The organism is Kineosporia sp. A_224 (assembly GCF_002198655.1).
Classification (GTDB): Bacteria; Actinomycetota; Actinomycetes; order Actinomycetales; family Kineosporiaceae; genus R-H-3.
The window spans coordinates 14,248-32,217 of sequence record NZ_MWLN01000224.1; the positions used below are offsets into that span (position 1 = coordinate 14,248).

At 72.6% G+C, this 17,970-nt stretch carries 21 protein-coding genes; 19 read left to right on the forward strand and 2 right to left on the reverse strand.

Features of this window, described 5'->3' with window-relative positions; genetic code table 11:
• Nucleotides 1-61: 61 nt before the first annotated feature.
• From rpmE to EDJALFJO_RS29775, 16 genes are all read left to right on the forward strand, one after another.
• A complete protein-coding gene (rpmE, locus tag EDJALFJO_RS29700) occupies nucleotides 62-277 on the forward strand; it encodes a 50S ribosomal protein L31 (RefSeq protein ID WP_088289944.1) in 216 nt (71 codons plus the stop codon).
• Between the two features lie 133 nt (nucleotides 278-410).
• Complete coding sequence (prfA, locus tag EDJALFJO_RS29705; protein WP_088289945.1) at nucleotides 411-1,523, forward strand: peptide chain release factor 1; 1,113 nt, start codon at nucleotides 411-413, stop codon at nucleotides 1,521-1,523.
• On the forward strand, nucleotides 1,520-2,452 hold the full coding sequence (prmC, locus tag EDJALFJO_RS29710) for a peptide chain release factor N(5)-glutamine methyltransferase (protein WP_233150113.1): 933 nt from the start codon (nucleotides 1,520-1,522) through the stop codon (nucleotides 2,450-2,452). The genes prfA and prmC overlap by 4 nt, the downstream gene beginning before the upstream one ends.
• Nucleotides 2,449-3,201 (forward strand): L-threonylcarbamoyladenylate synthase, encoded by a 753-nt coding sequence (locus EDJALFJO_RS29715; protein WP_088289946.1) that lies wholly within the window; start codon nucleotides 2,449-2,451, stop codon nucleotides 3,199-3,201. The genes prmC and EDJALFJO_RS29715 overlap by 4 nt, the downstream gene beginning before the upstream one ends.
• Complete coding sequence (locus EDJALFJO_RS29720) at nucleotides 3,201-4,328, forward strand: glycosyltransferase family 4 protein (RefSeq protein ID WP_088289947.1); 1,128 nt, start codon at nucleotides 3,201-3,203, stop codon at nucleotides 4,326-4,328. The genes EDJALFJO_RS29715 and EDJALFJO_RS29720 overlap by 1 nt, the downstream gene beginning before the upstream one ends.
• A 66-nt stretch (nucleotides 4,329-4,394) precedes the next feature.
• Nucleotides 4,395-4,886: a hypothetical protein gene (locus EDJALFJO_RS29725; protein WP_088289948.1), complete on the forward strand. Its 492-nt coding sequence runs from the start codon at nucleotides 4,395-4,397 to the stop codon at nucleotides 4,884-4,886.
• A gap of 14 nt (nucleotides 4,887-4,900) precedes the next feature.
• Complete coding sequence (locus tag EDJALFJO_RS29730; protein WP_088290014.1) at nucleotides 4,901-5,161, forward strand: AtpZ/AtpI family protein; 261 nt, start codon at nucleotides 4,901-4,903, stop codon at nucleotides 5,159-5,161.
• A gap of 9 nt (nucleotides 5,162-5,170) precedes the next feature.
• Nucleotides 5,171-5,971 carry a F0F1 ATP synthase subunit A gene (gene atpB, locus EDJALFJO_RS29735; protein WP_088289949.1) on the forward strand — a complete coding sequence of 267 codons (801 nt, stop codon included), beginning with the start codon at nucleotides 5,171-5,173 and terminating at the stop codon, nucleotides 5,969-5,971.
• A 167-nt stretch (nucleotides 5,972-6,138) separates the two neighbouring features.
• Nucleotides 6,139-6,360 carry an ATP synthase F0 subunit C gene (locus tag EDJALFJO_RS29740; RefSeq protein WP_088289950.1) on the forward strand — a complete coding sequence of 74 codons (222 nt, stop codon included), beginning with the start codon at nucleotides 6,139-6,141 and terminating at the stop codon, nucleotides 6,358-6,360.
• A gap of 38 nt (nucleotides 6,361-6,398) precedes the next feature.
• Nucleotides 6,399-6,974 carry a F0F1 ATP synthase subunit B gene (locus EDJALFJO_RS29745; protein WP_233150114.1) on the forward strand — a complete coding sequence of 192 codons (576 nt, stop codon included), beginning with the start codon at nucleotides 6,399-6,401 and terminating at the stop codon, nucleotides 6,972-6,974.
• The gene (locus EDJALFJO_RS29750) at nucleotides 6,974-7,792 is read left to right on the forward strand and encodes a F0F1 ATP synthase subunit delta (RefSeq protein WP_088289951.1); all 819 of its coding nucleotides are present in this window, start codon (nucleotides 6,974-6,976) and stop codon (nucleotides 7,790-7,792) included. The genes EDJALFJO_RS29745 and EDJALFJO_RS29750 overlap by 1 nt, the downstream gene beginning before the upstream one ends.
• A gap of 127 nt (nucleotides 7,793-7,919) precedes the next feature.
• Nucleotides 7,920-9,560: a F0F1 ATP synthase subunit alpha gene (gene atpA, locus EDJALFJO_RS29755; protein ID WP_088289952.1), complete on the forward strand. Its 1,641-nt coding sequence runs from the start codon at nucleotides 7,920-7,922 to the stop codon at nucleotides 9,558-9,560.
• 34 nt (nucleotides 9,561-9,594) lie between these two features.
• Complete coding sequence (locus tag EDJALFJO_RS29760) at nucleotides 9,595-10,503, forward strand: F0F1 ATP synthase subunit gamma (RefSeq protein ID WP_088289953.1); 909 nt, start codon at nucleotides 9,595-9,597, stop codon at nucleotides 10,501-10,503.
• A 101-nt stretch (nucleotides 10,504-10,604) separates the two neighbouring features.
• Complete coding sequence (gene atpD, locus EDJALFJO_RS29765) at nucleotides 10,605-12,068, forward strand: F0F1 ATP synthase subunit beta (protein WP_088289954.1); 1,464 nt, start codon at nucleotides 10,605-10,607, stop codon at nucleotides 12,066-12,068.
• 81 nt (nucleotides 12,069-12,149) lie between these two features.
• Nucleotides 12,150-12,425: a F0F1 ATP synthase subunit epsilon gene (locus EDJALFJO_RS29770; protein ID WP_088289955.1), complete on the forward strand. Its 276-nt coding sequence runs from the start codon at nucleotides 12,150-12,152 to the stop codon at nucleotides 12,423-12,425.
• 18 nt (nucleotides 12,426-12,443) lie between these two features.
• Nucleotides 12,444-12,902, forward strand: coding sequence for a DUF2550 domain-containing protein (locus EDJALFJO_RS29775; RefSeq protein WP_088289956.1), 459 nt, complete (start codon nucleotides 12,444-12,446; stop codon nucleotides 12,900-12,902).
• 81 nt (nucleotides 12,903-12,983) lie between these two features.
• On the opposite strand, the gene EDJALFJO_RS29780 is transcribed toward EDJALFJO_RS29775, so the two are convergent.
• Nucleotides 12,984-13,595, reverse strand: a complete 612-nt coding sequence (locus tag EDJALFJO_RS29780) for a cob(I)yrinic acid a,c-diamide adenosyltransferase (protein ID WP_088289957.1) — start codon at nucleotides 13,593-13,595, stop codon at nucleotides 12,984-12,986.
• Between the two features lie 114 nt (nucleotides 13,596-13,709).
• On the opposite strand from EDJALFJO_RS29780, the gene murA reads away from it, so the two are divergent.
• Nucleotides 13,710-14,990: a UDP-N-acetylglucosamine 1-carboxyvinyltransferase gene (murA, locus tag EDJALFJO_RS29785; RefSeq protein ID WP_088289958.1), complete on the forward strand. Its 1,281-nt coding sequence runs from the start codon at nucleotides 13,710-13,712 to the stop codon at nucleotides 14,988-14,990.
• Between the two features lie 30 nt (nucleotides 14,991-15,020).
• Here the strand turns inward: murA and EDJALFJO_RS29790 are convergent, their stop codons facing one another.
• Entirely contained in the window at nucleotides 15,021-15,359 is a 339-nt protein-coding gene (locus EDJALFJO_RS29790) for a hypothetical protein (protein ID WP_088290018.1), read from the reverse strand.
• A gap of 350 nt (nucleotides 15,360-15,709) precedes the next feature.
• Between EDJALFJO_RS29790 and EDJALFJO_RS29795 the strand changes: the two genes are divergently transcribed.
• Nucleotides 15,710-16,036: an STAS domain-containing protein gene (locus tag EDJALFJO_RS29795; RefSeq protein ID WP_088289959.1), complete on the forward strand. Its 327-nt coding sequence runs from the start codon at nucleotides 15,710-15,712 to the stop codon at nucleotides 16,034-16,036.
• A 46-nt stretch (nucleotides 16,037-16,082) separates the two neighbouring features.
• On the forward strand, nucleotides 16,083-17,960 hold the full coding sequence (locus tag EDJALFJO_RS29800; protein ID WP_088289960.1) for a Na+/H+ antiporter: 1,878 nt from the start codon (nucleotides 16,083-16,085) through the stop codon (nucleotides 17,958-17,960).
• The last annotated feature ends 10 nt before the right edge of the window (nucleotides 17,961-17,970 follow it).

The window sequence follows — 17,970 nt, forward strand, 5'->3', positions numbered from 1 at the left end:
TCACGCAGCGCGCAGACGGCGCGCGGGCGACCCGGCGGCCTGACACCCGAGGAGCGAATCAGTGAAGAGCGGCATCCACCCGGAGTACCGGGAGACCACGGTGACCTGTACCTGTGGTTCCACGTTCACCACCCGCAGCACGGCGAAGGGCGGCGTCATCCAGTCCGACGTCTGCAGCCAGTGCCACCCCTTCTACACCGGCAAGCAGAAGATCCTCGACACCGGTGGCCGCATCTCGAAGTTCGAGCAGCGCTACGGGAAGAAGCAGGCCAACTAGCTTCCGGCGGCGCCGGTGCGCCGCCGCGGACGACGGGCTCGACCCGCACGTCCGCGGCGCGCCACCGGCGCCTCTGCTTTGCCCGCACCTTCGCCTGCCGGCCGTTCGGAGCCGCTGAGAGGACGAGGACGTCATGTCCGGCCAGACCGTGGACGCCGCCCGGGCGCTCGAGCAGGCCGTCGCGCCGCTGCTCTCCGAGCACGCAGAGCTCGAGACCCGGCTCGCCGACCCCGGCGTCCACGCGGACGCCGGGCTGGCCCGCACCCTCGGGCGCCGGTACGCCGAGCTGGGCGCCGTCGTCGAGGCGCACCGGGCCTGGGCCGTGGCGCTCGCGGACGTCGAGGCGGCCCGCGAGCTCGCCGTCGACGACGCCTCCTTCGCCGCCGAGCTGCCCGAGCTCGAGGCCCTCGAGGCCGGCACGCACGAGCACCTGCGCCGCCTGCTCGTGCCGCGGGACCCGGACGACGACCGCGACGTCATCCTCGAGATCAAGGCGGGGGAGGGCGGCGAGGAGTCCGCCCTGTTCGCCGGCGACCTGCTCCGGATGTACCTGCGGTACGCCGAGCGCCGCGGCTGGAAGACCGAGGTCATCGAGTCGACCGACTCCGACCTCGGCGGCTACAAGGACGTCTCGGTCGCCGTGAAGTCGCGCGGAACGCCGGCCCCGGGGGAGGGCGTCTACGCCCGGCTCAAGTACGAGGGCGGCGTCCACCGGGTGCAGCGGGTGCCCGTCACCGAGTCGGCGGGGCGGATCCACACGAGCGCCGCCGGCGTCCTCGTCCTGCCCGAGGTGGAGGAGGTCGAGGTGACGATCGACCCCGAGGACCTGCGGATCGACGTCTTCCGGTCCTCCGGCCCGGGCGGGCAGTCGGTGAACACGACCGACTCGGCCGTGCGGATCACCCACGTGCCGACCGGGATCGTCGTCTCCTGCCAGAACGAGAAGTCCCAGCTGCAGAACAAGGAGCAGGCGCTGCGCATCCTGCGCGCGCGGCTGCACGCCGTCGCCGCCGAGGCCGCGGAGGCCGAGGCGTCCCAGGCCCGGCGCTCCCAGGTCCGCACCGTCGACCGCTCGGAGCGGATCCGGACGTACAACTTCCCGGAGAACCGGATCGCCGACCACCGGACCGGCTACAAGGCGTACAACCTCGACCAGGTGCTCGCGGGCGACCTCGAACCCGTCGTCGGGTCCTGCGTGACGCTCGACGAGGCGGCCCGGCTGGCCGCCACCGAGGTGTCCCCGTGACCGGCCCGCAGCCGCCGGCCGCCACCGGTCTGCCGCTGCGGACGGCGCTCGCCTCGACGATCGCCCGGCTCACCGAGGCCGGGGTCTCCTCGCCGCCCGCGGACGCCCAGCTCCTCGTGGCGCACGCGCTCGGCGTCCCGCGGGCCGAGCTGTCCCGCCGCGTCGTCCTCGGGGACGCCCTGACCCCCGCGCAGGCGGACACCCTCGAGCGGCTCGTCGACGCCCGCGCCGACCGGGTCCCGCTGCAGCACCTCACCGGCACCGCGGGCTTCCGCGGCATCGAGCTGTCCGTGGGCCCCGGGGTGTTCGTGCCCCGGCCCGAGACCGAGCTGCTCGCCGGGCTCGGCGTGGACGTCGCCCGCCGGCTCGTCGCGGACGGTGCCGGGCAGGTGCTCGTCGTCGACCTGTGCACGGGCTCCGGGGCCGTCGCGCTGTCGGTCGCCGACGAGGTGCCGCAGGCGCGGGTCGTCGCGCTCGAGCTCGACCCGTCCGCCGTCGCCTGGGCCCGCCGCAACGTCGAGCGGCTCTCGCTCGGCGACCGGGTCGACGTCCGGGCCGGGGACGTGACCCGCGCGGACGCCGGCCTGCTCGCCGACGTCGTCGGCCGTGCGGACGTCGTCCTCGCGAACCCGCCGTACATCCCGCCGGGGATGGTCCCGACCGAGCCCGAGGTCCGCGACCACGACCCGGAGGTCGCGCTCTACGGGGGCGGCACGGACGGGCTCGAGGTGCCGCGCGCGGTCGTCGCGTGCGCGGCGGCCCTGCTGCGACCGGGCGGCGTCCTCGCGATGGAGCACGCCGACGTCCAGGGCGACTCCGCCCGGGCGCTCGTCGCGGGCGCCGGCTGGACCGACGCGCGGACCCTCACCGACCTCGCGGGGCGCCCGCGCACCCTCGTGGCCCGCCGGGTGCCAGACTCGTCCTCGTGAGCTTCCGCTTCGACTGCCTCGACGAGCGCGAGCGAGAGCGTGGCATCTCGCGGGCGGCCGTCTCGGTCTCCGAGGGCCTGCTCGTCGTGCTCCCCACCGACTCCGCGTACGGCGTGGGCACCGACGCGTTCTCGCACGCGGGGATCGCGCTCATGGCGCAGGCCCGCGGCCGCCGGCAGGCGCCCCCGGTGCTCGTCGCCCACGGGCGCACCCTCGACGGCCTCGCGACCGGCTTCAACTCCGGCGTCCGGGACCTGGCGGACGCGTTCTGGCCGGGCGGGCTGACGCTGCTCTGCACGCACCAGCCGACCCTCACGTGGGACCTCGGCGACGGCTCCGGCACCGTCGCGCTGCGGATGCCGATGCACCCGGTCGCGCTGCGGCTGCTCGAGAAGACCGGCCCGATGGCCGTCACGAGCGCGAACCGGCCCGGGACCGAGCACGCCGCCGTGCCGCTCACCTACGAGGACGCCTGGGCCGCGCTCGTCACCACCGTGGACGTCTACCTCGACGCCGGGCCGATGACCCGCACGGCGCTGTCGACCGTCGTCGACGGGACGGACAGCTCCCGGCCGCCACGGGTGCTGCGGGTCGGTGCGATCGGCCTCGACGCGCTGCGGGCCGTCGTCCCCGACCTCGACACGAGTGCCGTCGAGCCGGCACCCGACCGGGACGCCGACCCGGGCACCGAACCGGACGCCGAACCGGACGCCGAACCGGCCGGGACCGACAGCGAGGCCGCCCGCTAGTGCGCGCCTACGTCTTCGTCCTGCTCGTCGCGTTCGCCGTGACCTACCTGACGACGCCGCTCGTGCGCAGGCTCGCGCGCCGGGTCGGGGCGATCACCCCGGTCCGGGACCGCGACGTCCACAGCGTGCCGGTGCCGCGGATGGGCGGCCTGGCGATGTTCCTCGGGTTCGCCGTCGCCCTGCTCGTCGCGAGCCGGACGCCCTTCCTCGACCGCACCTTCGACGACGGCGGCGCGCCCTGGGGCGTGCTGCTCGGGGCGGGCACCGTCTGCGCCCTCGGGGTCGCCGACGACCTGTGGACCCTCGACGCCGTCACCAAGCTCGCCGGGCAGTCGCTCGCCGCCGGGCTGATGGCCTGGCAGGGCGGCGTCCAGCTCGTCGCGCTCCCGCTCGGCGGCCAGACGATCATCAGCCGCAACGGGCTCATCGTCCTGACGATCGTCGCGGTCGTCGTCGCGGTGAACGCGGTGAACTTCGTCGACGGCCTCGACGGTCTCGCGGCCGGCATCGTCGCGATCGCCGGCACCGCCTTCTTCGTCTACTCCTACCTGCTCTCGCGCTACACGTTCGACCCGACGGACTACTCCTCGCTGGCCACGCTCGTCACGGCGGCCATGGTCGGCTGCTGCCTGGGCTTCCTGCCGCACAACTTCAACCCGGCCCGGGTCTTCATGGGCGACAGCGGCTCGATGCTCATCGGCCTGCTGCTCGCGACCTCGACGATCTCCATCACCGGGCAGTTCGACCCGGGGGAGCTGTCGAACGCGCAGGTCGTGCCCGCGTTCCTCCCGCTCGTGCTGCCGCTGGCCGTGCTCGCCCTGCCGCTCGTCGACATGGGCTGGGCCATCGTGCGCCGGGTCGGGACCGGCAAGTCGCCGTTCACCCCGGACAAGCTCCACCTGCACCACCGGCTCCTGCGCCTGGGGCACAGCCACGCGAACGCCGTCCTCGTCATGTACGTGTGGACGGCGACCTTCGCCTTCGGGGTCGCCTCCTCGGCCTTCCTCGAGCCGATGACGGCCCTCGCGCTGGGCCTGGCGGCCGTCACGGCCGCGGTGCTCGTGACGCTCGGGCCGCTGCGGGGGCGCTGGCTCGGCGGACGGGCCCGCAGGGGCCACGTATCGTGACCGGACGAGCCCCGACCCGGGACTTCGTGACAGATTTCACAAGCACTGCCGAGAGGTCTTTCGATCATGGATGACGCGACCGCGGACGAGTTCTCGGACCGCGCCTGGGCCGCCACGATCCGCGGCGGGGCGTACCCCGCGCTGGCCGCCGGAGCCCTCGTCGTCGTCGCCGGCGCCTTCTGGGGATGGCGCTCCATGGTCGGCGCGGCGATCGGTGCGTTGCTCACCGTGGGTGCGTTCGTCGTCGGCCCGCTCGTCGTGCGCACAAGTTCACGATGGTCGCCACCTGCGGTGATGGTCTCCGCGGTGCTCGCGTACGGGACGAGCGTGCTCGTCCTGGGGCTCGCGTTCCTCGCCCTGGCCCGGGCCGGGTGGCTCGACCAGTTCTTCGTCGGCGTCGCCATCTTCGCCTCGTCGACGGCCTGGCTCATCGGTCACGTGCGGACCGCCGGGCGCCTGCGGGTGCTCGCGTTCGGCTCCTCCCCGGACGCCGGGACGACGCATGACGTCGCAGGTCACGACGGTTCCGGACAGTCATCAGGACCTACGTCTCACTGATAGGGTCCGTGCTGATGGACGACGACGCCCACCGCTCAGCCGGCGCCGCTGGCGAAGCAGAGGCGTGGACCGTCCTCGCGCACCTCATCAGCGGACCACTCCTCTACGGAGGCCTGGGCTGGCTGGTGGATCGTTGGCTCGGCACGAAGCCCGTCTTCGTGGTGGTCGGCATCCTCGGCGGCATGGGCCTTGCTCTCTACCTGGTGTGGTTCCGATACGGTGCGCACGACCGACGCCCGCCTTCGGCGTCCCACGACGCCGGTCACGCTGAGTAAGGAGACCTCGTGAGCAGCCTGCTCGCTGCCGGTGAGGGCACCGGCTTCGAGGCCCCCGACCCCATCGAGACGTTCTGGCAGCCGCTCTGGGGCGGCAACTCCCAGTTCGCGCTCACCCGCCCGATGGTCATGGCGGTCTTCTCGGTCGTCCTGCTGTCCGTCTGGCTGCTGCTGTCGACGCGCAAGATGGCACTGGTCCCCGGCAAGGCGCAGTTCGTCACCGAGAGCGTCTACGGGATGGTCCGCAACGGCCTGGGCCGGGACATCCTCGGGAGCAAGGACTTCCTCCGGTTCGTCCCGCTCCTCTTCACGATGTTCATGCTCATCCTGACGAACAACCTCTTCGGCATCATCCCGCCGATCCAGTACCCGACGATGAGCCGGTTCGGCTTCCCGCTCGCGCTGGCCCTCATCGTGTTCGTCGTCTACCACGTCGTCGGCATCCGCTCGATGGGCCTCGGCGGCTACTTCCGCCACATGGTCCCGGCGGGTCTGCCCTGGCTGATCGTGCCGCTCATCTTCTTCCTCGAGCTGCTCACGTACTTCGTGACGCGGCCCGTGACGCTCGCGCTGCGGCTCTTCGGCAACATGTTCGCGGGCCACATCCTGCTCGTCCTGTGCGTCGTCGGCGGGGAGCACCTGCTCTTCGGCGACACCGGCATCGCGGTCAAGGGCACGGGTGTCCTCGTGTTCCTCGGCGGGTTCGTCATGACGCTCTTCGAAGGCTTCGTCCAGTTCCTCCAGGCGTACGTCTTCACGCTCCTCACCGCGCTCTACATCGCCGGCTCCCTCGCGACCGACGAGCACTGAGGCGGAGCACCGACCTCCGGGCCCCGGCTCGGGCAGTACCGCACTCGCACCACCAGAGCACGGCACCACCGGCACCAGCAGTCCGAGTCGTCTCCCGGCGCCCAGCTGAGGAGCGCACCACCAGCCCGTCGCCGGTCACTGGCGACGACACAGAAGGAAGAGAGACCATGTACGGTTCCCTCGCGATCGTGGGCTACGGCCTGTCCGCCATCGGCCCGGGTATCGGCGTCGGCCTGATCTTCGCCGCCTACGTCAGCGGTGTGGCGCGTCAGCCCGAGGCCCGCGGCATCCTCCAGCCGATCGCCATCCTCGGCTTCGCCCTCGCCGAGGCGCTCGCCATCTTCGGCATCGCGCTCGCGTTCGTCTTCGCGGGCACGCCCCCTCAGTGATCCTCGCTCCGCGTCCGACGACTACCTGAGGAGCCAGCGTGCAGATCGCAGCAGTCCTCGTGGCCGCTGAAGGCGACGAGGTCCTTCCTTCGTGGCTGCAGTACCCCGTCCTCCCGCACCTCGGTGAGCTGATCTTCGGCTTCCTCGTGTTCGCGATCCTCTACGTCGTGGTGGCCCGCAAGGTCGTGCCGCGGCTCGAGCAGATCTTCAACGAGCGCACCGCTGCCATCCAGGGCGGGATCGAGAAGGCCGAGAAGGCGCAGGAAGAGGCCGCCAAGGCGCTCGAGGAGTACCAGGCGCAGCTCACGGAGGCACGGGCCGAGGCCTCGCGCATCCGTGAGGAGGCCCGGGCCGAGGGCGCCACGATCATCGCCGAGATGCGTGACCGTGCGCAGTCCGAGGCGAACCGCATCGCCGCGGCGGCGCAGCAGCAGATCCAGGCCGAGCGCCAGCAGGCGGTCGTCCAGCTGCGCGGCGAGGTCGGCCGGCTCGCCACCGACCTCGCGTCGCGGATCGTCGGGGAGTCCCTCGAGGACCACGTCCGCGCGAGCGGTGTGGTCGACCGGTTCCTCGCCGAGATCGAGGGCGCCGAGCCTGCGGGCCGGGTGTCCTGATGGTCCAGGGCGTCAGCCGGGAGTCCCTCGCCGCCGGTCAGGAGCGCCTCGCGGCGCTGCTGTCCGTGCCGGGCACCGACCCGGCGCGGGTCGGCGAGGACCTCCTCGGCGTCACCGACGTGCTCGCCTCGTCCGCCGGTCTGCGGCGGGCCCTCACCGACCCCTCGCGGGACGGTGAGGCGAAGGCGGGCCTGGTGACGCAGCTCCTGGGCAGCCGGATCGGCAGCACGACCGCCGACTTCGTCGCGGGCCTGGCCCGCGCCCGCTGGTCGCGCCCGGCCGACCTCACGGACGCCGTGGAGTCGTTCGGCGTCTCGGCCGTCCTCGCGGGCGCCGAGCAGGCCGGCCGGCTCGACGCGGTCGAGGACGAGCTGTTCCGGTTCTCGCGGACCGTCGCGGGGGACAACTCCCTGCGCGACGCGTTCTCGGCCCGGACGGCCGGCGCCGACCGCAAGGCCCAGCTCGTGCGCACGCTGCTCGCCGGCAAGGCCGCCCCGGAGACGGTGCGCCTCGCCGTCCAGGCGGCGACCGCCCCGCGGGGGCAGCGCACCGAGGCCGTGCTCGAGGGCTACGTCGAGGCCGCCGCGCAGCGCCGCCGTCAGCTCGTCGCGGAGGTCACCTCCGCGGTCCCGCTGACATCGGCCCAGCGTGACCGGCTCGCCGCCGCCCTCCAACGGCTCTACGGTCGCGAGATCCGGATCAACGCCGACGTCGACCCGGCGGTCGTCGGCGGCCTGCGCGTGCAGGTCGGCGGCGAGCTCATCGACGGCACCGTCGTCGGCAGGCTCGACGAGGCCCGCCGCCGGATGGCCGGCTGACCACCGCTCCACGCACGCCGGCCCGGCCGGCACCGCACCACCGCTGACACACCAGCACGAAGACATCTCGGTCCCGGTGAGGGGCCGGACGAGACGGTCCACAGGACAGAGAGCAGGGACTTTCACGATGGCGGAGCTCACGATCCGTCCGGAGGAGATCCGGGACGCCCTGGACGCCTTCGTCCAGTCCTACGAGCCGGGCGCTGCCTCGCGCGAAGAGGTCGGCCGCGTCAGCGAGGCCGGCGACGGCATCGCCCGCGTCGAGGGCCTGCCGAGCGTCATGGCCAACGAGCTGCTCCAGTTCGAGGACGGCACGCTCGGCCTCGCGCTGAACCTCGACGTCCGCGAGGTCGGCGTCGTCATCCTCGGCGACTTCAGCGGCATCGAGGAGGGCCAGGAGGTGCGCCGGACCGGCGAGATCCTCTCGGTCCCCGTCGGTGACGCCTACCTCGGCCGGGTCGTCGACCCGCTCGGCAACCCGATCGACGGCCTCGGCGACATCGCCTCCGAGGCGCGCCGCGCGCTCGAGACGCAGGCGCCGTCCGTCGTCCAGCGGCAGAGCGTCAACGAGCCGATGATGAGCGGCATCAAGGCCATCGACTCGATGACCCCGATCGGCCGCGGCCAGCGCCAGCTGATCATCGGCGACCGGCAGACGGGCAAGACCGCCGTCGCGCTCGACACGATCATCAACCAGAAGGCCAACTGGGCGTCCGGCGACCCGAAGAAGCAGGTCCGCTGCATCTACGTCGCCATCGGCCAGAAGGGCTCGACGATCGCGTCGGTCCGCCGCTCCCTCGAGGAGAACGGCGCCCTGGAGTACACGACGATCGTCGCGGCCCCGGCCTCCGACGCCGCCGGCTTCAAGTACCTCGCCCCGTACACCGGCTCGGCCATCGGCCAGCACTGGATGTACGCCGGCAAGCACGTCCTCATCATCTTCGACGACCTGAGCAAGCAGGCCGAGGCGTACCGCGCCGTGTCGCTGCTGCTGCGCCGTCCGCCGGGCCGTGAGGCCTACCCGGGTGACGTCTTCTACCTGCACAGCCGGCTCCTCGAGCGCTGCGCGAAGCTGTCCGACGACCTCGGCGGCGGCTCGATGACGGGTCTGCCCTTCGTCGAGACCAAGGCGAACGACGTCTCGGCCTACATCCCGACGAACGTCATCTCCATCACCGACGGCCAGATCTTCCTCGAGTCGGACCTGTTCAACGCGAACGTCCGGCCCGCGATCAACGTCGGCATCTCGGTCTCCCGCGTCGGTGGCGCGGCGCAGACCAAGGCGATGAAGAAGGTCTCCGGCTCGCTGCGCGTCGACCTGGCGCAGTTCCGCGCCCTCGAGGCGTTCGCGATGTTCGCCTCCGACCTGGACGCGGCGTCCCGCGCCCAGCTCGCCCGCGGCCAGCGGCTCGTCGAGCTGCTCAAGCAGCCGCAGTACGCGCCGTTCGCCATGGAGGAGCAGGCCGTCTCGATCTGGACCGGCACGAGCGGCGAGCTCGACGACGTCCCGACCGAGGACGTCCGCCGCTTCGAGAACGAGCTGCTCGACCACCTGCGCCGCAACACCAAGGTGCTCGACACGATCCGCGAGACGAACGCGGTGACCGACGACACCGAGAACGCCCTGCGGGACGCCGTCCGCGAGTTCAAGCGCGGCTTCCAGACCGGTGAGGGCAAGTCCCTGGCGTCGCTCGGCAAGGAGAGCGCCGAGGCGCTCGACGAGGCCGAGGTCGAGCAGGAGAAGATCGTCCGCCAGAAGCGCGGCTGACGGTTCCGGCACAGGGGCAGGGAGGAGGCACGGCATGGGAGCACAGCTCCGCGTCTACCGAAGCCGCATCAAGGCGGTGCAGGGGACGAAGAAGATCACGCGGGCGTTCGAGCTCATCGCCGCGTCCCGGATGGTCAAGGCGCAGCAGCGCACGGCGGCGTCCGCCCCGTACGCACGGGCCATCACCCGTGCGGTGTCGGCGGTCGCGACGTACTCCAACGAGGACCACCCGCTGACCACCGAGAAGCGTGAGGTGACCCGGGCGGCGATGCTGCTCGTCACCTCCGACCGCGGTCTCGCCGGCGCGTACTCCTCGAACGTCATCAAGGAGGGGGAGCGCCTCGCCGAGCTGCTGCGCGGCGAGGGCAAGGAGGTCGTCCCCTTCATCGCCGGCCGCAAGGGCTCGTCCTACTACCGGTTCCGCCGGCGGACGGTCGCGGCCGAGTGGGTGGGCTTCTCGGACGCACCCCAGTTCGAGAACGCCAAGGAGATCGCCGACGCGCTCATCGAGGCCTTCCTGCGGCCGACGGAGGAGGGCGGCGTCGACGAGATCCACATCGTCTCCACCCGCTTCGTCAACATGGTCACGCAGACCCCCGAGGTCGTGCGGCTGCTGCCGCTCGAGGTCGTCGAGGGTGACGAGCCGCCCGCGCCGGACGACGTCCTGCCGCTCTACGAGTTCGAGCCCTCGGCGGCCGCGGTGCTCGACGCACTGCTGCCGAGGTACGTCGAGAGCCGGATCTTCAACGCCCTCCTGCAGTCCGCGGCGAGCGAGCTCGCGGCGCGGCAGCGGGCGATGAAGTCGGCGACCGACAACGCCGAGGAGCTCATCAAGCGCTACACGCGGCTCGCGAACACCGCGCGCCAGTCGGAGATCACCCAGGAGATCAGCGAGATCGTCGGTGGCGCGAACGCGCTCGCCGACGCCTCCGCGTCGGCCTGACGGCCGGCACCTGTTCCACCCGGCAGCCGAAACGTGCTGCCAGAACCGCTGCCAGAACCGTTGCCAGACCGACGTCGGTACGACCCGAGAGTGAGAGAGACATGACTGCCACTGCTGTTGAGAACGCCGCCGAGGCCGGCGCCGCGGGTGTCGGCCGCGTCTCGCGCGTCATCGGGCCGGTCGTCGACATCGAGTTCCCCGCGGACTCGATGCCCGAGATGTACAACGCGCTCCACGTCGACGTGACCCTCGGCGACGTGACGCGCACCCTGACGCTCGAGGTCGCCCAGCACATCGGCGACAACCTCGTGCGCGCCATCTCGATGCAGCCGACCGACGGCATGGTCCGCGGCTCGGCCGTCACCGACACCGGCACCGCGATCAACGTGCCCGTCGGCGACGTGACCAAGGGCCACGTCTTCAACACCATCGGGGACTGCCTCAACCTCAAGGAGGGCGAGACCCTCGAGATCACCGAGCGCTGGCCGATCCACCGCAAGGCGCCGGCCTTCGACCAGCTCGAGAGCAAGACCGAGATGTTCGAGACGGGCATCAAGGTCATCGACCTGCTCACGCCCTACGTGCTCGGCGGCAAGATCGGCCTCTTCGGTGGTGCGGGCGTCGGCAAGACGGTTCTCATCCAGGAGATGATCTACCGCGTCGCCGAGAACTTCGGTGGCGTGTCGGTGTTCGCCGGTGTCGGCGAGCGCACCCGTGAGGGCAACGACCTCATCGCGGAGATGACCGAGACCGGCGTCATCGAGCGCACGGCCCTCGTCTTCGGCCAGATGGACGAGCCGCCGGGCACCCGTCTTCGCGTCGCGCTCTCCGCGCTGACGATGGCGGAGTACTTCCGCGACGTGCAGAAGCAGGACGTCCTCCTGTTCATCGACAACATCTTCCGGTTCACGCAGGCCGGCTCCGAGGTCTCCACGCTGCTCGGCCGCATGCCGAGCGCCGTCGGCTACCAGCCGACCCTCGCCGACGAGATGGGCGTGCTCCAGGAGCGCATCACGTCGACGCGCGGCCACTCGATCACGTCGATGCAGGCCGTCTACGTCCCCGCCGACGACTACACCGACCCGGCCCCGGCGACGACGTTCGCGCACCTCGACGCGACGACGGAGCTCTCCCGGACGGTCGCCTCGCTCGGTATCTACCCGGCCGTCGACCCGCTGACGTCCACGTCGCGGATCCTCGACCCGCGGTACATCTCCGCCGACCACTACAACACGGCGATCCGGATCAAGCAGATCCTCCAGCGCAACAAGGAGCTCCAGGACATCATCGCGATCCTGGGTGTCGAGGAGCTCTCGGAGGAGGACCGGATCATCGTCCAGCGGGCGCGCCGCATCGAGCGGTTCCTCTCGCAGAACACGTTCGTCGCCAAGGTCTTCACCGGCCTCGAGGGCTCGTTCGTCCCGATCGCGGACACGATCGAGGCGTTCACGAAGATCGCGGACGGCGAGTACGACGACGTGCCGGAGCAGGCCTTCTTCATGTGCGGCGGGCTCGACGACGTCGAGCGCAAGGCTGCCGAGATCAAGAAGCAGACCGGCGCCTGACCTGACGCGCGCAGGGACCCCGGGCGACCGGGGTCCCGTGCGCTGCGTATCCTGACGACTTCTCATCCCCTGGAGGATCCCGTGCCGTTGCAGGTCGAGCTCGTCTCCGCCGACCGCAAGGTCTGGTCCGGCGAGGCGTCGATGGTCATCGCGCGGACCGTCGAGGGCGACCTGGGCATCCTGCCCGGCCACGCGCCGGTGCTCGCGGTGCTCGCGTCCGGTGAGCTGACGATCCGCCCCACGTCCGGTGACCAGATCACGGTGACGGCCGAGGGTGGGTTCCTGTCCGTCGAGCACGACCGCGTCACCGTCGTCTCGGACATGGCCGCCGTCGCCTCCGGGTCCACCGCCAACTGACGTCGCGACGGCGGCGGCGTGGAGGACCTGGTCGTACCCCTGACGGCGCTCGCGACGGCCGTCGCGGTCCTCGTGCTGGGCTTCGGCTCCCTCGTCGCACGGCGGCTGGTCCTCAGCCGTGACGTCGGCACGTTCGACTGCTCGATGCGCCGCGAGGTGCGCGGCGGCGCGCGGGCGCACCTCGCCGGCAGCTGGATGCTCGGGCTCGCGCGCTACGAGCGCGACCGGCTCGACTGGTTCCGGTTCTTCGCCTGGAGCCTGCGTCCCGCGCGGTCGCTGGAGCGCGGGCGCCTCGTCATCCTCGGCCAGCACGCGCCGACCGGCCCGGAGGCCGGCACGGTGCTCCCGGGCTGGGTCGTCGTCCGCTGCGCCTACGGCGCGGTGACCGTCGAGCTCGCGATGAGCGAGGGTGCGTACAACGGCCTCGCGGCGTGGGTCGAGTCCGCCCCGCCCGGCCAGGGCATCAACGTCGCCTGACCTCCCTGCCCCCCGCAGTTACTAGCCCGTATGACCCAGCAACTGGGTCATACGGGCTAGTAACTCGGGGATGGGCGGGGGTCAGTCCTCCTGCGGCGGGGTCGCCCGGCCGCCGCCCGGCGCCCACAGCACGTCCCCGGTGTCCCGGTTGGCGTAGCGGCAGAGGATGAACAGCAGGTCGCTCAACCGGTTGAGGTACTGGGCGGTGAGCGGGTTGACGCCGCCCTCGTCGCCGGTGCCGTGCGCGTCGACGGCCGCCCAGACCGCGCGCTCGGCGCGCCGGGTCACGGTCCGTGCGACGTGCAGGTAGGCCGAGGCCGGCGTCCCGCCGGGCAGGATGAACGACCGCAGCGGCGGCAGCGCCTCGTTGTAGCGGTCGCAGGCGGTCTCGAGGTCGGTGACGTACTCCGCGGTGACCCGCAGCGGCGGGTGCGCCGGGTTCGCCGTGAGCGGGGTGCACAGGTCCGCACCGACGTCGAACAGGTCGTTCTGCACCCGGCGCAGCAGGTCCGCGACGTCGGCGTCGAGGCTGTCGGCCGCGCAGACGAGGGTGACCCCGAGCGCGCTGTTCGCCTCGTCGACGTCGGCGTAGGCGACCAGGCGCGGGTCGTTCTTGGACGTCCGGCTGAAGTCGCCCAGCGACGTCGTGCCGTCGTCCCCGGTCTTCGTGTAGATGCGCGTCAGGTTCACCATGGGCGCCAGCCTAGGCAGTCCGTCCCCGGGGCGCCCGGCGCCGCCGGTGGAACCGCTCACAGCCCAGCCGGGCCCTGGTCGGGAGCGGCCCGCCGGGGCCCTACGATTCGGCGGGTGGAAGCCTTCAGGGTGGTCGGTGGCACCCGCCTGGCCGGTGACGTCCGGGTCCCGGGCGCGAAGAACAGCGTCCTCAAGCTCATGGCCGCGTCGCTGCTCGCGACCGGCCGGACGACGCTGTCCGACGTGCCGGACATCGTCGACGTCCGGATCATGGCGGAGCTGCTGCGGCGCCTGGGGTGCGAGGTCGAGCACGACCCGGAGGCCGGCGTCGTCGCGATCACCGTGCCGCAGACCCCCGGCCACCGGGCGGACTACGACCTCGTGCGGGCGATGCGGGCCTCGATCAGCGTGCTCGGGCCGCTCGTGACCCGGTGCGGCTCGGCGGACGTCGCGCTGCCCGGCGGGGACGCGATCGGCTCCCGCGGGCTCGACCTGCACATCCTCGGGCTCACCGCGTTCGGCGCGCAGATCCGGGTCGACCACGGCTTCCTCGTCGCGGAGGCGCCCGACGGGCTGCACGGCGCCGAGGTCCGGCTCGACTTCCCGTCCGTCGGGGCGACGGAGAACCTCCTCATGGCGGCCGTCCTCGCCCGGGGGACGACGACGATCGAGAACGCGGCCCGGGAGCCGGAGATCGTCGACCTGTGCCGGATGCTGCGCCGGATGGGGGCGCAGATCGACGGGATCGGGTCGTCGGTGCTCACGGTCGAGGGCGTCGAGGCGATGACCCCGGTCGACCACCGCGTCGTGCCCGACCGGATCGTCGCCGGCACGTGGGCGTTCGCCGCGACGATCACCGGCGGCGACGTCGTCGTCCGCAACGGGGAGCCCGGCCACCTCGGGGTGGTCCTCGACAAGCTCACCCTCGCCGGCGCCGAGGTGTCGGTGCTCGGCGACGGCTTCCGCGTCGTGGGCCCGGAGCGGCCGCGCGCGATCGACGTGGCGACCCTGCCGTACCCGGGCTTCCCGACCGACCTGCAGCCGTTCGTCATCACCCTCGACGCCGTGGCCGAGGGCGCTGCGATGGTGACCGAGAACCTCTTCGAGGCCCGCTTCCGGTTCGTCCAGGAGGTCGCCCGGCTCGGCGCCCAGGTGCGCGTCGACGGCCACCACGCGTTCGTGCGCGGCGTGCCGCGGCTGTCCGCGGCGCCGGTGGAGGCCAGCGACATCCGGGCCGGAGCCGCCCTCGTCATCGCCGGGCTCGTGGCGGACGGCGAGACGGTCGTCTCCGGGGCGCGGCACATCGACCGCGGCTACGAGCGGATGGACCACGCCCTGCGGGCGCTGGGGGCGAACGTGTCCCGGGTCGAGCACCCGGACTTCGCCTTCGTGTGACCGTCGCGCCCGCCGCGGGGCGGGGCCGCGTCAGCCCGGCTCGTGCCCGGCCGACCGCAGCACGAGGCGGGCGTTCTTCACGTCGTCCGGGAAGACCATGACGGCGGGGCCCTGCGTCGTCGGGGCGAGCGTCGCGCGCAGGCCGGCGTCCTCGAGGTGGCGGCGCATCACCTCGGCCTCGACGAACGTGCGGGGCGCGGCCACCCGGACGAGCAGGCCGTACTCCTCGGGGCTGCCCGCCTCCGGGCGGCGCTCGACGAGGGACGTCCCGTGCGCGAAGGCCCAGCGCAGGAGCAGCACGATGACGCCCACCACCCCGAACGCGAGCAGGGGCCCGAAGGCGTAGGAGAGGCTTCCCCAGCCGGTCATCAGGAGCAGTGTGCGGTGTTCCCGCAGCGGGCGCATCCCGCCGCCGGGACGGCGTCCGGGCGGACCTGCGCGGCGTTCCGCACGTGTCCGACCTGTCGGACGTGGCTGCCATCGTGTCCCGCGGGTCACAGTTGTCTCACGGCCCGGCGCGTGAGACGGGACCGCAGGACGGTCGATCGCTAACCTTGCGTCATCAATCGCTACCAAACGTGATACTTGAGGTTTCCTTGCAGGCCGATGTGAACGGAACAGGCTCGACCGGCGTCGTCTCTGATGTCGGGACGTACTCGCCGGCGTGTGGGGGGAGCGGCGACCAGGTCGCCGCTCGGCAGCACGGAAGGGGGCGTGACATGCGAACCGATCTGCGGATCGAGGTCGTCCGTCGCGGAGCGGAGATCGAGGTCGCCGGCCGGCTCGACGGGCGTAGCGCCCCCGTCGCCCGGGCGGTGCTGCACTCGACGATCGACGACGGCGAGGGCGACGTGCTCGTCCACCTCGGCGGCCTGGACATCTGGGACGCGAGCGGCCTCGGCGTCATCGTCGGGGCGCACCGGCGGGCTCAGCAGGCCGGACGGCGGCTCGTGCTCACCGAGGTCCCGCCCCGCCAGCTCCGGCTGCTGCGGGCCACCCGGCTGCACCGGGTGCTCACCGTGGAGCCGCTCGCCGCCGCCTCCTGACGGCGTCTCGCGCGCCGGCCGCGGGGCTGCGTGCGATAGTTCAGCGGTGGTCGAGCCGTTCGAGATCGTCGCCCTGATCGCCGGCTCGGCGGCCGTCGCCGGCGTCGCGTCCCGGTGGGGGCTGTCCTCCCCGCTCGTGCTCACGGTGGTCGGCATCGCCGTGTCGTTCGTGCCGGGGGTGCCGGAGTACCCGCTGAGCCCCGAGCTGGCGCTCGTCGGGTTCCTGCCGCCGCTGCTCTACGCGGCCTCGATCCGGACGCCGTTCGTCGACATGCGGCGGAACCGGCGGCCGATCGGGCTGCTCTCGGTGGCGCTCGTCCTCGCGACCGCGTTCGCCGTCGCGGGTGTCGCGATGCTCGTCCTGCCGGACCTGCCGTTCGCGGCCGCGCTCGCGCTCGGCGCGATCGTCGCCCCGCCGGACGCCGTCGCCGCGACCGCGGTCGCCCGCCAGGTCGGGATGCCCCGCAAGGTCGTGACGATCCTCGAGGGCGAGAGCCTGCTCAACGACGCCACCGCCCTGGTCACCCTGCGGATGGCGGTCGCGGCCCTGGCCGGCAGCGTCACGCTCGTCGACATCGGCACGGACTTCGTACGGGCGGTCGTCCTCGGCCTGCTCGGCGGCTGGGTCGTCGCCGAGGTCGCGAGCGTCGTCCGGCGCCGGGTCAGCGACCCCGTGCTCGACACGACGCTGTCGTTCGTCGTCCCGTACTCGGCCTACCTCGTCGCGGAGAAGGTGCACGGCTCCGGGGTCCTGGCGGTCGTCGTGGCCGGCCTGATCCTCGGCCACCGCTCGCCGGAGATCCAGTCCGCGGCGTCCCGGGTCACCGAGCGGACGATCTGGCGGACGGTCACCTTCCTCCTGGAGTCGGTCGTCTTCGTCCTCATCGGGCTCCAGCTGCGCGAGCTGCTCATGGCGGCCAACGACAGCGAGGACTCGAACGCGACCATCGCGTGGTTCGTGCTCGCGGTCGTCCTCACGGTCGTCGTGTCGCGGATCGTCTGGATGTACCCGGCGACGTACCTGCCCCGGCTGCTGCCCGGGGTGCGCCGGGCCGAGCCCGATGCGCCGTCCTGGCGGCACGTCGCGCTCGTGTCGTGGGCCGGGATGCGCGGCGTCGTCACGCTCGCGGCGGCGTTCTCCCTGGACCCGGACACACCGCACCGCGAGGTCATCCTCATCACCGCGTTCGGGGTCGTCGCCGGCACGCTGCTCGTCCAGGGGACGACGCTGCCCGCCGTCGTCCGGCTGCTCGGCGTCCGCGGCCCCGACCAGGCTCAGGACGCCCTCCAGCAGGCGCTCGTCATGCAGCGCGCCGTCGAGGCCGGCCGGGACCGGCTCGACGAGGTCGCCGGCAGCGCGCCGGCGGACATCGTCGTCTCGCTCAAGGCCTGGGGCGAGCGGCTCGCGCACTCGGTGTGGGAGCGGCTCGGCCGCAGCCGCCCCGACGAGGAGACGCCCGCCCAGGCCTTCCGCCGGCTGCGTGTCGAGATGCTCCAGGCGGAGCGGTCGGTCGTCGTCACCGTGCACCGCTCCGGGAAGGTCGCCGCCGAGGTCCTCGAGGGCGTCATGGAGCGCCTCGACCAGGAGGAGGCGCTCCTCGCGTCGTTCACGGCGGGGTCGGCCGCCACCGACGCCGAGATCCTCGCCCCGCACCGTGGCGACGCCTGCCAGCACCTGCGCGACGAGCCGATCGTCGCCGTGCCGACGTCCGACACCGACGAGTGCGAGGACTGCGTGGCGATCGGCGAGCGGACGTGGGTGGCGCTGCGGATGTGCCTGCGCTGCGGGCACGTCGCGTGCTGCGACTCCTCGCCGAACCGGCACGCCGAGGCGCACTTCCGCACGACCTCGCACCCGGTCATGCGCTCGGTCGAGCTCGGCGAGGCGTGGCGCTGGTGCTACGTCGACAGCGCCCTGGGGTGAGCCTGCTCAC